General features: G+C 55.8%; 13 protein-coding genes. 6 read left to right on the top strand and 7 right to left on the bottom strand.

The features are described from left to right. Positions 1-198: 198 nt before the first annotated feature. Complete coding sequence (locus KTH_RS15575; protein WP_111317553.1) at positions 199-726, top strand: hypothetical protein; 528 nt, start codon at positions 199-201, stop codon at positions 724-726. A gap of 125 nt (positions 727-851) precedes the next feature. After that, on the top strand, positions 852-1496 hold the full coding sequence (locus tag KTH_RS15580) for a mycothiol-dependent nitroreductase Rv2466c family protein (protein ID WP_111317555.1): 645 nt from the start codon (positions 852-854) through the stop codon (positions 1494-1496). 46 nt (positions 1497-1542) lie between these two features. On the opposite strand, the gene KTH_RS15585 is transcribed toward KTH_RS15580, so the two are convergent. From KTH_RS15585 to larE, 3 genes are all read right to left on the bottom strand, one after another. Beyond that, the gene (locus KTH_RS15585) at positions 1543-2718 is read right to left on the bottom strand and encodes an aminotransferase class I/II-fold pyridoxal phosphate-dependent enzyme (RefSeq protein WP_111317557.1); all 1176 of its coding nucleotides are present in this window, start codon (positions 2716-2718) and stop codon (positions 1543-1545) included. Positions 2719-3005: 287 nt separating this feature from the next. Beyond that, complete coding sequence (gene nifS / locus KTH_RS15590; protein ID WP_111317559.1) at positions 3006-4157, bottom strand: cysteine desulfurase NifS; 1152 nt, start codon at positions 4155-4157, stop codon at positions 3006-3008. A gap of 72 nt (positions 4158-4229) precedes the next feature. Next, positions 4230-5069, bottom strand: a complete 840-nt coding sequence (larE, locus tag KTH_RS15595) for an ATP-dependent sacrificial sulfur transferase LarE (RefSeq protein ID WP_111317561.1) — start codon at positions 5067-5069, stop codon at positions 4230-4232. Positions 5070-5196: 127 nt separating this feature from the next. Between larE and KTH_RS15600 the strand changes: the two genes are divergently transcribed. After that, positions 5197-5826: a nucleotidyltransferase family protein gene (locus KTH_RS15600; RefSeq protein WP_170142251.1), complete on the top strand. Its 630-nt coding sequence runs from the start codon at positions 5197-5199 to the stop codon at positions 5824-5826. Further along, complete coding sequence (locus KTH_RS15605; RefSeq protein WP_111317563.1) at positions 5826-6200, top strand: tetratricopeptide repeat protein; 375 nt, start codon at positions 5826-5828, stop codon at positions 6198-6200. The genes KTH_RS15600 and KTH_RS15605 overlap by 1 nt, the downstream gene beginning before the upstream one ends. Here KTH_RS15605 and KTH_RS15610 read toward each other — a convergent pair. Then, on the bottom strand, positions 6197-7027 hold the full coding sequence (locus KTH_RS15610; protein WP_497619833.1) for a phosphatase PAP2 family protein: 831 nt from the start codon (positions 7025-7027) through the stop codon (positions 6197-6199). The two genes, KTH_RS15605 and KTH_RS15610, sit on opposite strands and share 4 nt — an antisense overlap. Before the next feature lie 258 nt (positions 7028-7285). On the opposite strand from KTH_RS15610, the gene KTH_RS15615 reads away from it, so the two are divergent. Further along, positions 7286-10099: an ABC transporter transmembrane domain-containing protein gene (locus KTH_RS15615; protein WP_497619834.1), complete on the top strand. Its 2814-nt coding sequence runs from the start codon at positions 7286-7288 to the stop codon at positions 10097-10099. An 18-nt stretch (positions 10100-10117) separates the two neighbouring features. Here KTH_RS15615 and tmk read toward each other — a convergent pair whose 3' ends face one another. Genes tmk through KTH_RS15630 form a run of 3 tightly spaced genes read right to left on the bottom strand, consistent with a single transcriptional unit; the run spans position 10118 to position 13468 of the window. Beyond that, on the bottom strand, positions 10118-10762 hold the full coding sequence (gene tmk, locus KTH_RS15620) for a dTMP kinase (protein WP_111317569.1): 645 nt from the start codon (positions 10760-10762) through the stop codon (positions 10118-10120). 2 nt (positions 10763-10764) lie between these two features. Continuing rightward, complete coding sequence (dcd, locus tag KTH_RS15625; RefSeq protein WP_111317571.1) at positions 10765-11367, bottom strand: dCTP deaminase; 603 nt, start codon at positions 11365-11367, stop codon at positions 10765-10767. Positions 11368-11422: 55 nt separating this feature from the next. Next, positions 11423-13468, bottom strand: coding sequence for an exonuclease domain-containing protein (locus tag KTH_RS15630; protein WP_497619837.1), 2046 nt, complete (start codon positions 13466-13468; stop codon positions 11423-11425). 226 nt (positions 13469-13694) lie between these two features. On the opposite strand from KTH_RS15630, the gene rnhC reads away from it, so the two are divergent. Beyond that, positions 13695-14648 (top strand): ribonuclease HIII, encoded by a 954-nt coding sequence (gene rnhC, locus KTH_RS15635; protein ID WP_497619839.1) that lies wholly within the window; start codon positions 13695-13697, stop codon positions 14646-14648. Positions 14649-14671 lie beyond the last annotated feature (23 nt).

The raw sequence follows: 14671 nt of genomic DNA on the forward strand, positions 1-14671 counted from the left end.
CCTCTCGGGAGGTTGCTCCCTCTTCCATCCTACAAAATCCCTTCCTGTTTCTTCGCCTCCACAAGCCATCTTGAGCGATTTTTGAGGAACCAGCATAATGCTTTGAGCTCCCATTGAGGTGTAATATATTACTATACTCTATAGAGAACCATCCACTCAGGTAACACCCGCTTTTGTAAGAACTGGATAGGGAAGAAGATGAAAACACTACTGTTACCGTTCCTACATGATATCGATGTAGGCGCTATCGATCAGGGGTTTGCCCTCGCACGTCATCTTGATTGTCGGTTGGTGGCGCTCTCACTGGTACACCGACCCGAGGACGGAGTGATTCGGCTGGAAGTCATTCAGCAATCAAAGGATTTTCTTGAGTTCCTCTATCGACGTTCCAGGCACTTTCAGATACCACTACAACGCATTGAGTTGCACACACCGAGTCCCCTCAGTAGCATTCGTGCCCTGGCAAGCGAGCTCAATAACGCCAGTATCCTCCTCTTTATGCGCAATGAGAAAGGGGTGCTCCTCGATACAGATACTATTCTGGCCGTGTTGCAGGATCTTCGGTTGCATTTTTATCTCGTGCTGCTCCATAATAAACACGAGGTCATCACAATGCCTCAGGCCGTGCTGAATCTCCTTCAGGATTCCCGCCAGAGCAAAGTGACGCTCACCATCGCCACACAGCAGCCTGTACCACAACCAGAGCTTCCCACCACCCGATATTGAACGGAGTTCGCGGTCATCTGCTTGACACCTCTCCTGGCGACATCGTATGCTGAAATCGAGCTCACTTCCCGAATTGAAGTGCTTGACGATATCGCATAAGGAATGACAGGAGAGCAATTGTAGATATGACCACGAATGTAGCACACGTTCAATTCCACTTTGACCCCCTCTGCCCATTTGCGTGGCGCACCGCCCTATGGATTCGTAACGCCCGTAAGGTACGCCCGATAGAGGTTACATGGCGTTTCTTCAGCCTGGAAGTCGTGAACCGAGCGCCAGATACAGAACCAGATTACGTCAACGGCGCGGGTTGGACGGCTCTACGCACGCTCGCAATGGTCCGTCGCCTTCATGGAAACGAGGGTGTGGAGAAGCTCTATATTGCCCTGGGAAATGCTGCCCACGGTCGCGGGAAACAGCTTGATCGCGGGACCGTCGAGGAAGCCGTTGAAGAGGCAGGTCTGGCGGAGAGAACAGGCGGCTCGTATTTTGTCACCTCTGCTCTGGCCTCCGAAGAAACGATTCTGGATGTGCTGAAAGACCATGAAGAAGCCGCCCAGCGCTATCACGCCTTCGGCGTCCCGACGATCGCCCTCGACGGCTCCGATGTCGGATTCTATGGCCCGGTCATTCAAAACGTACCGAAGGGCGATGAGGCGGGTGAGCTCTGGGACTTTACTGCATGGGCCCTGAAATATCCCAACCTCTTCGAGCTCAAGCGAGATCGAAGCTTTGTTCCTTCGTGGGATCGTATCAGCGCCGAGGACTAACAGCGACGCTTCGGGAGCGGCGCAAGAACCGCTCCCGCTTTTCTGCTCACCGCTGGTACTTCTGCACAAAGCGCTCTATACGTCTGAGGGCCTCTTCCAGCTTGTCATAAGCCGTGCAATAGGCGCAGCGGACATACCCCCTGCCCGCCGCACCGAACGAGCTTCCAGGCACAACTGCAACCTGTTCCTCAAAGAGCAGCTTTTCCGCGAACTCTTCGTCGCTCATACCGATATGGCCGATATAGGGGAAGGCATAGAAGGCACCCTTTGGCTCGCAGCACTTCAGGCCAAGTCGATTGAGTCCGTCAACAAACATGCGTCCACGGCGCTCATACTCGTCATGCATCTGGATAACATCTTCTTCACCATTGCGCAGCGCTTCAATAGCCGCTTCCTGGGGAGCCGTTCCGGCGCACATAATGGTGTACTGGTGGATCTTCAGCATGGCTTCCAGAATAAAAGCCGGAGCCGCCACATAGCCAACGCGCCAGCCAGTCATAGCATAGGCCTTCGAGAAGCCGTCAAGCAGAACTGTGCGCTCACGCATCCCGGGCAACGAGGCAATGCTGACATACTCAGTACCATAGACGAGACGGCTATAAACCTCATCGGAAGCCACCAGTAAATCATGCTCAATTGCCAGCTTCGCGATCTTCTCCAACTCTTCACGCGGAATCACAGCCCCGGTAGGATTATTGGGGTTGCCAAGCAGAATCATCTTCGTTTGCGGCGTAATCGCCTTCGCGATATCTTCAGCTCGGATCGCAAATTGATGCTCGGCGTACGTGGGCACAGGCACCGCCACACCACCGGCGAAGGTAATATCCGCCTCGTACGCAACATAGCCGGGATCTGGCGCAATCACTTCATCGCCCGGATTAATCAACGTACGCATCGCCAGATCAACGCCCTCGCTGACGCCAACCGTGACCAGCAGCTCCGTCGCCGGGTCATAGGACACACCATAGCGGCGCTGCAACATCGCGCTGATCTCCTGCCGCAGCTCAATCATGCCGTAATTGGAGGTATATTGTGTGCGTCCCTCGGCAATAGACCGGATGCCAGCCTGCCGAATGTGTTCAGGGGTGACAAAATCCGGCTCACCAACGCCAAGCGAAATAACTTCCGGCATCGTATTTATGATATCGAAGAATTTTCTGATTCCAGATGGTTTCACCTGACGCACTCGCTGCGCCAGCACTTCACGTTTCAGCGTATCCATATCCACTCGGTTTCTTCCTTTCGTTAGGGCCTGGAGGCCTGCTTGCACTGATACAACTTACGGTGTTGTCACATACAAACTACGACTTTGTAGCCAGAAAATGCGATACAACCACCTTCCACCTGGTGCCTCACAAGCACTACGCACAATGTACCATACTTTCCTATCGACTACAATCAGCCAATCCGATATATTTCACCCGCCAATATGAACCCAAAATAGAGACCAAAAAAGCAGCGACCGCGCACCCGGTGTACGCGGTCATCTCATACCTCATTGCGATCACGCTATAAAGCCAGACTTCGCACCTTCTCGACAATCTCGGGAAGGACTGTCAGCACCTTCTCAACATCCTCTTCGGTGTTGTCCTTGCCCAGTGTCAGGCGCAGACTGCCCCGTGACCATTCGTCCGAAATGCCCATCGCTACCAGGACATGCGATGGATCGACCACCCCGGAGGTACAGGCTGAACCGGTGGAAGCAGCGATGCCGTGCATATCCAGACTCAGCAGGATCGATTCGCCCTCGACGCCCCGAAAACAGAAGCTTGCATTGTTCGCCAGACGCTCGGTTGGGTGGCCAGTCAGCCGCGCGTCGGGGATGCGAAGCACACCCTCGATCAGTCGATCGCGCAACGCCTGCATCCGTTCGACTGCCTGCGGAAATTCACGCTGTGCCAGCTCAAACGCCGTCGCAGCTCCTACGATCCCGGCCACATTCTCGGTTCCGGCACGGCGGCCACGCTCCTGTGAGCCTCCCTGCAACTGCGGCAGAATGCGCACACCCTGACGGACATAGAGAATACCCACACCCTTCGGGCCATAGAACTTGTGTGCCGAAAGCGATAGCATATCCACGTTCAGGGCATGCACATCCAGTGGTAACAATCCCCCGGCCTGCACAGCATCAACATGGAACGCCACTTTGTGCGCACGACAGATCCGCCCGATCTCCGCAATCGGTTGGATGGTTCCCACCTCGTTGTTCGCGTACATCACCGAAACAAGGATCGTCTCATCGGTGATCGCGCGCTCAACATCCTCAGGGTTCACTCGTCCATACTCATCAACTGGCAGATAGGTCGTCTGAAAGCCAAAGCGCTCCAGATAATGACAGGTGTGAAGCACGGCGTGATGCTCTATCGGCGTCGTAATAATATGTTTGCCCTTCTTCTGTGCGGCAAACGCCAGCCCCTTCAAGGCGAGATTATCGCTTTCGGAGCCACACCCGACAAAGGCAATTTCCGCCGCGCGACAGTTCAATAGCTCGGCGACCTGTTCTCGTGAATGATCAATTGCTTGCATCGCATGCCGGCCCAGTGTATAAATACTGCTGGCGTTGCCATACTCGGTTGTCAGATATGGCATCATCGCCTCCAGGACCCGCCGATCCAGGGCAGTTGTTGCGGCATGATCGAGGTAGATAATACGCTCTGGCATAGTCTATTCCTGATGAAAAACTCTCTGACCTGGTGTCATTCTTACACCAACCCACATTATACCATAAACGGCTCAAACGGATTCTCGCTTGCGGAAGAAGGCCTCGTTCATGCTGCCCGTGCGATATCCTTGAAGATCAACCGTGACATAGAGGTAGCCAATCTGCCGTAACTCCTGCGTCACACGGCGGCTGATTTCCTCATCAATCAGGCGCGGGATCTCCGAGCGCTCGACCTCGATGCGCGCCAGCTTCTCATGATGACGCACGCGTACCTGCTTGAACCCCAGTTCATGCAACACCTTTTCCGCCCGATAGATCATGCGTAGCGAGGCCACATCGACCTTCTGCCCGTAGGCGATTCGCGACGAGAAGCAGGCCATCGCAGGCTTATTCCAGACCGGCACATTCAACCATTTCGCGACCGCTCGAATCTCCTGCTTGCCCATCCCAGCTTCTTTCAGGGGACCACGCACGCCAAACTCACGCGCCGCCCGCTGCCCGGGGCGAAAGTCACCCAGATCATCCCGATTCAGGCCATAGGCGATATAGCGCAGGTTTCGCTCCCGGGCAATCGGTTCCAGTCGCGTAAACAGCTCGGTCTTGCAGAAGTAGCAACGCAGCACTGTATTCTCGGTGTAGCGCTCGTCCTCAAGTTCGTGGGTTTCGATCTGGAGCAGCGGAACCCCCATCTGCCGCGCGACCTCGATAGCCGCCTGTGTCTCCTCGGGCCCGTAGGCAGGAGAGGCTGCGATCACGCCTAGCGCCCGCTCCCCGAGTACATCATGCGCCACTTTCAGCAGCAGGGCGCTATCAACCCCACCTGAATAGGCCACCAGCACAGAGCCCATCTCGCGCAAAATGGCCCGCAGGTGCTCATATTTTGCCTGTGTCTCGGCGTCCAATCTTTCCATTCTCCCGGCTCCTGCGAGAAATTTTCTCGTTTCTTTTCAGAATAAACACATAGAGATGCATCTGTCCATCACAATATGCTATAACTCTCTTATTGAGCAATCACGAAGCGAAAGGGACAAGCGTTGTATGTCTACATCCATAGCTGCCGTGATTCTGGCAGCAGGCACATCCAGCCGAATGAGGGCAGGCCAGCACAAACTGTTGCTTCCGCTCGGCGAGCAGCCGGTGCTCGCGCATGTGCTTCGGGCAGTGCTCGCGTCCCGGGCTCGCCCGGTCGTCCTGGTACTTGGCTACCAGGCGCAGCGCATCAAGGAACAGCTTGCACTTTCCCACCCTGATCTGATCGCAGTGGAAAATCCGGCCTATCAGGAGGGAATGAGCACCTCACTGCATGCCGGGCTGCATGCCCTTGAACCGTATCCCGTTGAGGGCGCATGCATTGTCCTGGGAGATCAGCCATTGCTTTCTGCGTCGATTCTGGATACACTTATCGCAGAAAAGCGTACGACTGGCAAGCGCATTATTGCCCCACTCTATGAGGGCAGACGCGGCAATCCAGTCCTCTTTGATGCCAGTCTCTTTCCAGAGCTGCTGTGCGTTCGCGGAGACGAGGGCGGGCGGCAGGTCATTGCCCGGCATGCGGATGAAGTCGCGACTATCGAAGCAGGCACGATCGAGACGGCCACCGACGTCGACACCTGGGAAGCCTATCAACAGGTCGTGACGCTCTGGAATACCAACGACAGGGAATCCTGATGCAAGAAGATACCAAGAAAAAGCAGGCTGCATTCTGGCTCGAATACAGCCAGCATCTTTCCAACGCGATTCGCTATGTCGAGGCACTCTCTGCCGCGGAGAAAGCGGTTGCTCTCGACCCGACAAACACTGAGGCATGGTATGTCAAAGGCACATGCCTTGCGATGCTCAAACGCCAGCAGGAGGCGCTGGCAGACTTCGAGCATGCGCTGAGCCTGAACCCAACCTATGTCCCGGCATGGGACGGCAAAGCCTGGGTGCTCGGCATTCTGGGACGCAAAGCGGAGGCGCTCGCCGCGATCAATCGCGCATTGGAGCTTGACCCCGACTACTTTGCCGCCCAGAAACGCAAGGAACGCCTGGAAGCGCTCTAGACCTTTGCGGGCCGCCGCCAGAGCAGCAGGCCCCCGATCGCCGCACAGGCCGCCGCCGCGCCGAGCAGATACCCGGCCAGCGTGTCGGTCAAAACATGATTGCCGATATAGAACTGCATAAAGCCACCGAAAAAGGCCAGAAACAGGAAGCATCCCGCCAGCAGCTCACGCAGCACAGGCACACGCAGGTGCTTCCAGCAGAGCCAGCAGGCGATCAGGCCAAGAAACATCCAGCGCAAGGCATGCCCGCTCGGATATCCGCTCTCGCCGGTTATATCTCCGGGTGGTAGTTTGGAAAGATCATCCATCGGTAGGGGCATCTGAGCCACATCGCGGGCCCAACTGGCCTTCTCAGCGATTGGCGCGGGAATCTCGTTCCAGAAACCAAGCGCGGTCTTCACCTCGACGATCTTCGGCTGACCATACATCTGAGGACAGGCCAGCGTGGTAAGGCCGGAACGAAGGGCTGATGGCATAGTAAATTCAAAGGCCAGCTTCCCGGCAACCTCAAAACCCATAGCCACGGCCAGCAAAAAGACCAGCAGAATCACAACGCGCTTACGATACCCGAGGAGCCAGCACAGCCCGCCAAGCAGCACTGTGAACAGGAGGCTGACCGGAAAAACCCCGGCCCGCCGCCACTCCCAGAAGAGGCAGTCAACCCGCGTCGCCGGGCGAAGCAGCCATTGCTGTTCCAGCCGCAGCACCGGCGTGTGAAAGAGCCCCGCAGCATACAGAGCGGTACAGAGGAGGAAAAGCAGAAAGAGGATCACTGCCGCCAGAAACCATCTATATGCAGGGACGCGTGCTTTTTGTGCTCTATTCATTCACCTGTTTACCTGTTTCAATGGAATTGTCGCTCATCTCTCGATGACGCATCCCTTCAGATTCACGTTTTCCCGAAAGGACGCATGGAACTCTCTGATATCTACGAACAAGTACAGACAGAAAGCACACAAAAGTAGCAAAAATATCCCATTTGCCGGTAGCGTCAGACAACCATTCTGGCATCTGGAATCGTACACTGTTAAAGGGAGCACTCCCTTTTATGTGGCTGTTTCACCAACTCATTGGAGATCATTGAAATGTTGGACAGTAACAGGAAGCGAAAAACGCCGGAAAGCAAACCGGGTCGCCATAGTTTTACGCATCTCCTGAGCTTTGCAAAACCGTACTGGTGGCAACTGGTCATTGTCCTGTTTGCGACCTTCCTGATCAGCGGCTTACAAATGCTCTACCCCGCCATTCTTGGTAAGGTGATTGATAGCGTGCTGGCCCGAGATTTGACCGGGCTCAAGCATCTGATCTATCTGCTGCTCGGGCTGACCGCTATTGTCACCGTGATAAGCCTCGGACAAGTCCTGCTCAGCCTGACGTTGAGCGAAAAAGTGGTCATCGATCTGCGCACCACGCTCTATGAACACCTGCTCAAGCTGCCGCTTCGCTTCTTTCATGAGCATCATAGCGGCGAGTTGATCAGCAGGTTGACCAACGATGTCAGCACGATTCGTACCGCGATTACATCCAATATAACGGGTATGCTGCGGAACCTGATTACCGTGCTTTTCGGCGTGGCGTTGCTCCTGATCGGCCCTGACCTCATTCTCACCCAGGTCAGGCGCTTCAATCTGACCATCCCGACAACCGATACCAGTAACCTGCTCCCGGTTCTGGGGATGGTCGCGCTGTTCTTTGTGCCCGGGCTGCTGCTCGCACTGCTGACCGGCGGCTTTCAGCGCAGGCAGAGCAAACGCGAATATGAGCTAATCGCTAAAACCATCGAGGCCGCAAAGGAAGCCATCAGCAACGCAAAAATCGTGAAGGCCTTTACCCGCGAGGAACACGAGCTGCGGCGCTATCATCGCCTGACCGAGCTCCAGTTTGCTCAGACCAAAAAGCGCATCTATTTGAGCTCGTTTGTGCAAACCCTCTCCGGGGCCCTGGTGTGGGCGGGTCTGATCACATTTCTCTGGTACAGTGGTATTGCCATTCTTCACGGCACGCTGACCCTGGGGGCGCTGCTGATGGTCGTCTTCTATTTCATGACGCTGATCTCGCCTCTGATCGGCATTTTTACAAACTATAATCAGCTTCAGGTCGCGCTAGGCGCCAGTGAACGCGCCTTCGAGCTCCTTGAACAGCCCATCAGTATCGCCGACGCCCCCAATGCGGCCCCGCTGCCTCCAGTTCAAGGCGAGATTCGCTTCGAGAAGGTGACATTTGGCTATATCCCGGAGCAGCCGGTACTGCAAGAACTCACCTTTGAGGTCCAGCCGGGCAAGATGGTCGCCCTGGTCGGCCCCAGTGGCGCAGGCAAAACGACCATCACGAATCTGATTCCGCGCTTCTTCGATATCCAGAGCGGACGCATTACCATTGACGGGCATGATATCCGTGATGTTCAGCTCAAGACGCTGCGCGAACAGATCAGCATGGTACAGCAAGAACCGATCCTCTTTAACACAACCATCCGGGACAATATCGCCTATGGGCGCCTCAACGCCACGCAGGAGGAGATCGAGGCCGCCGCGCAGGCCGCCAACGCCGCTGAATTTATCGAGCAATTGCCAGATGCCTACTATACGGTGGTTGGGGAAGATGGCGTGAAGCTCTCAGCCGGGCAGCGCCAGCGTATCGCGATTGCCAGGGCCATTCTGCGCAACACGCCCATCCTGATTCTGGATGAGGCCACCAGTGCGCTCGACAACGAGAGCGAGCGTCTGGTACAGGAAGCGCTGGCCCGCCTGATGAAGGAACGCACCACGCTTGTTATTGCCCATCGCCTCAGCACGGTAATGCACGCTGATACCATTCTGGTGATCGACAAGGGCCAGATCGTCGAACAGGGGACCCATCAAGAACTGATTGCACGGAGCGGGCTGTACTATCGACTCTACACGACGAATCTGGAAGGTGATCTCTACAATATCCCGACAACGCCCATCCCGGAGCGCAATGAAAGTATTTTCGATCAGCCGGATAAGTATCTTCCCTTGAGTATCGAAGGCTGTACCACCTTGATACAGAACCGCTTCCCGGAGCTGGAAATTCATCATGTTACGCCGGTTCCCCTCGGGACCGACAACACCACCATCGAGATTAATGATGAACTGATCTTCCGTGTGCCCAGAAGCCCGGACACGATCGAGCAGTTGTTAATCGAGATGCGTCTGTTGCCAGCATTAGAAACGGCGCTCAGCGTGCAGGTGCCCCATTTTGAATACGTCTGGCCGGGCAATCCGCTTGCCTGCGGTGGCTATCGCAAGATTCGGGGCGTTCCGCTCTCCGAGAAAAAGATCACACCAGAGCTGCTGGCATCGCTGGTTCCCGACCTGACCACGTTCTTTAACCAGTTGCACAGTTTCCCGCCAGAGCGTGCAATGGAGCTCGGGGTACTGGGCGGCGATCCGCAATGGTGGCGACAGCTCTATCAGCAGCGCTACCAGCCCATTCGCGAGTGTGTTTTTCCCTTGCTGCCGCCCGAGATTCGCCAGCGTGCCCGCCAGCTCTGGGAGCGCTTCCTGACCGATGATGAGAACTTCCTGTTCGAGCCGGTCTTGCTGCACTGTGATGTGCGGAAGGAGCATATCATTTATGATGATATCAAGCAGCGCGTCGCGGGGGTCATTGATTGGGGAGATGTCATTATTGGCGATCCCGCACGCGACTTTATGGACCTTGCCACCCAGTTTGGCTACAACTTTGTGGCGGCCTTGCTGGAAGAGTACAGCGGGATCATTGACAACCGCTTCTGGCAACGCCTGCACTTCTATCAACAGTACGATCCCTATTCGGCGGCTCTCTGGGCTCTACAAGACCAGAACGAAGAGCGCCTGATAGAATGTCTGGCTCAGATCGAAGCGGCCATCTCTGATGTCACGATCGAGAGCGTCAACTAAGGGTAGCCTGCAAAACGGCTACCCCTCATTCTGTTGTAACAGCGGCTCGATCAGCGCAATGATATGCGCATGAACCACGTCGGGAGGCAACGAGGCATCAATCACCTTGATACGCTCGGGATGCGCCTGTGCCAGCGCGAGGAAGGCAGAGCGCAACGTCCGGTGAAATGCCTCCTCCGCCTGATCGAAATGCGTGCGATGCGCCCGGTCTTTGCCCTCGGCGGTGCGACTGTGTACCTTTGCCGGATCAAGATCGAGCAGAATCGTGAGATCGGGTACACGGCCTCCCATCGCCAGCAACGAAAGCCGCCTGATCAGATCTGTTCCCAGGCCACGAGCAGCCCCCTGATAGACCATACTGGAATCAAAGCAGCGATCAGTCAGAACGAGCTTCCCGGCGTCCAGAGCAGGCACAATCACCGTGGCGAAATGCTGTGCCCGGTCGGCCTGAAAGAGAAAGGCTTCTGCAAGCGGGGTGACATGCAGATCGGCCCGTTCCAGCAGCAAACGCCGGATCTCGACCCCGAGCGGCGTTCCTCCCGGTTCCCGGGTACGCAGAAAATCAACTCCGCGCTGCTCAAGCCAGTGATGGAGAAGCTGCAACTGGGTTGTTTTGCCAGCGCCATCAAGGCCCTCAAAAGAGATGAACAGCCCTTTTCTCACCCTTATTTCCCTCTATCGGTGCGATAAATATCGTAGTCCCAGTCAAAATAGGGTTTCGGCAGCATATCTTCCGGGGTCCATTCGGCAAGCTCGCGACCAGCCTTGCCATATTTTCCCCGATACTCTTTGAGCGTCTCGCCGACATACTCAAATGTCAACTGACAGATACGGAAACCAACCGGAACATAGATTGTGGTCTGGGTGTGGTTGCTGATTTCCATCGTCCAGCGCCCGATATAGCCCACATCACCCACACCAGCACAGCGACAGACGGACAGCCCCGAGCGAGCCACGGTGCTGCGCGAGTACATTTTCGCCAGGAAACCATTGTGCCCGCCGATAATCTCCTGTGTGTGGGCCAGAATCGTCGTGCCCGGCCGAATGGCAATCTTTCCATTTTGAGCCTTGCGCGGCTCGCCCCAGTAGCGGCGAATCTCTTCGGGGTTATCGAGATGCATGACCTCCACGTTTGCATCTCCTTGAAAATACCACTCACCCAGGCGACAATCATACGAGTTTGTGCCTAGATGCCGTTCGTTAAAAGGCTCTATCACAATATTCCCGTTCTTCATTTCTTCGAGAATACGCTTATCAGATAGTAACATAGTGTCTCCAAGCTTTGTATCAGTTGTCAAGGCAGCGCTCAGATGAAGCTGTGTTTCACCCCTGCAACTCCTCCCATTCCGCAGCAGGAGCAGCGCGCGCTAGCTCCACCTCACGCCAGATATGGTCAAGCAACGCCTGCGCCTCCTGTTCATGAGCAAGGGCGTGATGAAAAGGAAAGAAGGCGCGATCCTCGCTGTGGCGATGAATCCAGCGGCTAATAATATTGATCTGATCCACCTCGGCCTGACCGACTTGCGCGGGCGGCTCACCCAGGGCCTCGGCCCGCCGCAACAGCTCGCGCAACGCCTCTTTCATCCTCTGCTCGTCATGTTCCACACGACGCTGCTCGACAAGCCTGCCATGCCGGATTAGAAAGATCTCATTACACTGTTCTTCGGCGGAAGGATACACGATAAAGAGATTATTCGCCTCAACCGCGCCGGTAATCAGCCGCTGACCAATCAGCACCTCGTCGGCGCTCCGTATCGCGTCACGCAGCCAGGCAGCCCGCTCAAAGTTGAGCTGTTGCGCAGCCTCAAACATCTGGCGGCGCAAGCGCTCTATCAGGTCCTCACGTTCGCCACCCAGAAAGGCGCAAACCTGTTCAATTATTTTACGATACTCAGTAGGATCTACGCCACCCCGACAGGGACCCGGGCAGCGCCCCAGATGTAACCGCAAACAGGGCTCCGTTGCTTTTCCCTGTGGCGGCAGACTGCGGGTGCAGGTACGAATCGGAAAGACCTTCTGTATCAGCTCAATTGTGGCGTCCACCATGCGACGGCTCCGAAAGGGACCGAAATAACGTGCACCATCAGCGGCAATCTCACGGGTAGCGTAGACGCGGGGGAAGGTATGCTGCACATCGATCTTAATAAAGGGATAGAGCTCATAATTCCGCAACTGCACATTGTACATCGGCTGCAACTCTTTAATCAGCCGGGATTCCAGCAGTAACGCTTCCAGTTCGGAGCCAAGCACCCTGATCTCAATATCGCGAACACGTTGAAGCAGGCCGTCCAGCTTCCGCACATAGCCGAGCGGCTGACTGTAGTACGAGGCAAGACGATCCTTCAGGCTTTTGGCCTTCCCGACATAGATCACCTGTTGATGCTCGTCTTTCATCAGGTAGACGCCGGGACGTGCCGGGAAATTGCGCTTCCAGGCGGGATTCAAAAACAGGCTCCCATTCGGGCGAGTCAGCGCGACTACGCTGCTATCAGCTCGCCAGCCCTTGCCCTTCTTCGGCTTTGCACTGGTAATATCGCCATCCCAGGCAACCGGCAATTGAAGGCGCAGGCGGAGCTGTCCAAGCGTCATGATGCCTTGCTGCCGAGCCCGCTCAAGCAGCAGGCGAAAGACCTCGGCGGTTGCTCGGGCATCACCCATTGCCCGGTGACGCTGTCCAGCAGGAATGGCAGGAATCTGGAGATGTTGCACCACCATATCCAGCTTAAAGCGCTTGAGATCGGGCACCAGCCGCCGAGCGAGCGGAATAGTATCAAAGCCATCTGGCTCAAAGGTCTGGCCGAGCCGCATGGCCTCCTGAGAGAGGAAATTGAGGTCAAAACTCAGGTTGTGCCCGACCAGCACCGCCCCCTCGGCAAACCGCATAAATTCGGGCATGACCGTTTCAGCTCCGGGCGCATCGGCCAGCATATCGGGCGTGATACCAGTAAACTTCACAATAAAGGGCGGGATGCTTCGCCGGGGATGGACGAGCGAGTGAAACGAATCAAGCACCTGCCCGGCCCTCATGCGGACAGCCGCCAGCTCAATAATCCGATCAGAGGCAGGGCGTAACCCGGTCGTTTCGGTATCTACCACCACAAATTCGACCTCTTCCAGCAGGAGCGACTCTTTGCGCCATGCAGTCAGGCACCAGCGCACTCCCTCATCAGTGTCGTCAAGCCGCTCAAATAGCGTGGACTCGCTTAACGTTTGTCGCAACACCGAGGCCCAGACTCTGGCAACACCGTTCTCAGTACTGAAAAGCTGCTGAATCAGCTCCTCTTCCGCGACCGGCTCACCAGCGTTTTCAAGCAATGCATGCGCACGCCGCAACAGGCCCCCATGTAATGGAGCCTCCTCCTGACTCACGGAGCGCCTCCTTTCCCACCTGTACGAGGTATTTTTCTAGATCATGTGTACGAGAAGCATAACATGACCCGTTCCTTTTGGCAAGGAGCTACCAAACGCCCTCAGCACGCTGCTTATCACGCTTTTTCAGCATGAAACAGAGCGCTAAATAGGCCATTATGAGGGACTGAACGGTCTATAGCTGCTATAATGGGAGAGAAAAAGAGACAGGGAGAAGCTCAGCCCCATGCCGGAGATCACGCAACTGAAGAAAAGGCTCAGCCAGCTCATTCAAGCGAAGGGCTGGCAGATTGAGAGCGAACGACCGCTTCAGAACGGCTATCAATATCTCATCAACGATGGAACCACTTCTGTTGCTGTCACGCTCTACCCCAACGGGAACATGCTGATCCAGGGGAAAGAGAGCCCGTTAAAAGATGCGCTCATGGCATGGAAAACGGCACGCCCTGCAACGCGAACACATAAAACGGCACCTCAAGCAACGCTCTTTCCGGTTGAGACTACTCCGGTACCGGCCCCGAGAACAGGAGTGGCGCGGATTGGCAGCGACGAATCGGGCAAAGGTGACTATTATGGCCCGCTTGTGGTCGCGGCTGTGGCAGTTGACCCGAAGCGTGAAGAGCAACTGATAGCGCTCGGAGTCCGTGATAGCAAGCGGCTGACAGATGAGACGATTCTACCAATGGCAACCAGAATCAGCGAGATCTGCGCGGGTCAGGTATGTGTGGAACGCTACATGCCAGCAACCTATAACGAGCTCTATAGCAGGGTAGGAAACCTGAACACGCTGCTTGCGGACGTGCATGTGCAACTGATCTCTCGCTTGCAGGTCGCAACCAACTATCAGCTTGCCGTTATCGATCAATTCGCAGATCGGAGCGTGCTCAAGCGAGCGTTCATCAAAACACACTGTGACATCTCGTTTGACCTGCGCCCACGGGCCGAAGATGATGTCGCCGTTGCGGCAGCCTCTATCCTTGCCCGCGCCGGGTTCGTGCAGGGCCTGCGCCGTCTCGCCGCACAATATGGGCTCACCTTTCCCAAAGGAGGCTCAGATCCACGAATCGTGACTGTAGGCCGTGCCCTGGTACAACGCGAGGGGCCCGAAGTGCTGAAGCTGGTCGCCAAGTACCACTTCAAAAATACCGAGGAGATCTTGCGTGGCTCAACGAACCCGTGAGGAGAATCGTTTGACAAGAAAGC

The organism is Thermosporothrix sp. COM3 (assembly GCF_059696735.1).

Coding starts and splice junctions, on each gene's coding strand:
- KTH_RS15575 (WP_111317553.1), top strand. CDS start 199: ATGAAAACACTACTGTTACCGTTCCTACATGATATCGATGTAGGCGCT.
- KTH_RS15580 (WP_111317555.1), top strand. CDS start 852: ATGACCACGAATGTAGCACACGTTCAATTCCACTTTGACCCCCTCTGC.
- KTH_RS15585 (WP_111317557.1), bottom strand. CDS start 2,718: ATGGATACGCTGAAACGTGAAGTGCTGGCGCAGCGAGTGCGTCAGGTG.
- nifS (WP_111317559.1), bottom strand. CDS start 4,157: ATGCCAGAGCGTATTATCTACCTCGATCATGCCGCAACAACTGCCCTG.
- larE (WP_111317561.1), bottom strand. CDS start 5,069: ATGGAAAGATTGGACGCCGAGACACAGGCAAAATATGAGCACCTGCGG.
- KTH_RS15600 (WP_170142251.1), top strand. CDS start 5,197: ATGTCTACATCCATAGCTGCCGTGATTCTGGCAGCAGGCACATCCAGC.
- KTH_RS15605 (WP_111317563.1), top strand. CDS start 5,826: ATGCAAGAAGATACCAAGAAAAAGCAGGCTGCATTCTGGCTCGAATAC.
- KTH_RS15610 (WP_497619833.1), bottom strand. CDS start 7,027: ATGAATAGAGCACAAAAAGCACGCGTCCCTGCATATAGATGGTTTCTG.
- KTH_RS15615 (WP_497619834.1), top strand. CDS start 7,286: ATGTTGGACAGTAACAGGAAGCGAAAAACGCCGGAAAGCAAACCGGGT.
- dcd (WP_111317571.1), bottom strand. CDS start 11,367: ATGTTACTATCTGATAAGCGTATTCTCGAAGAAATGAAGAACGGGAAT.
- rnhC (WP_497619839.1), top strand. CDS start 13,695: ATGCCGGAGATCACGCAACTGAAGAAAAGGCTCAGCCAGCTCATTCAA.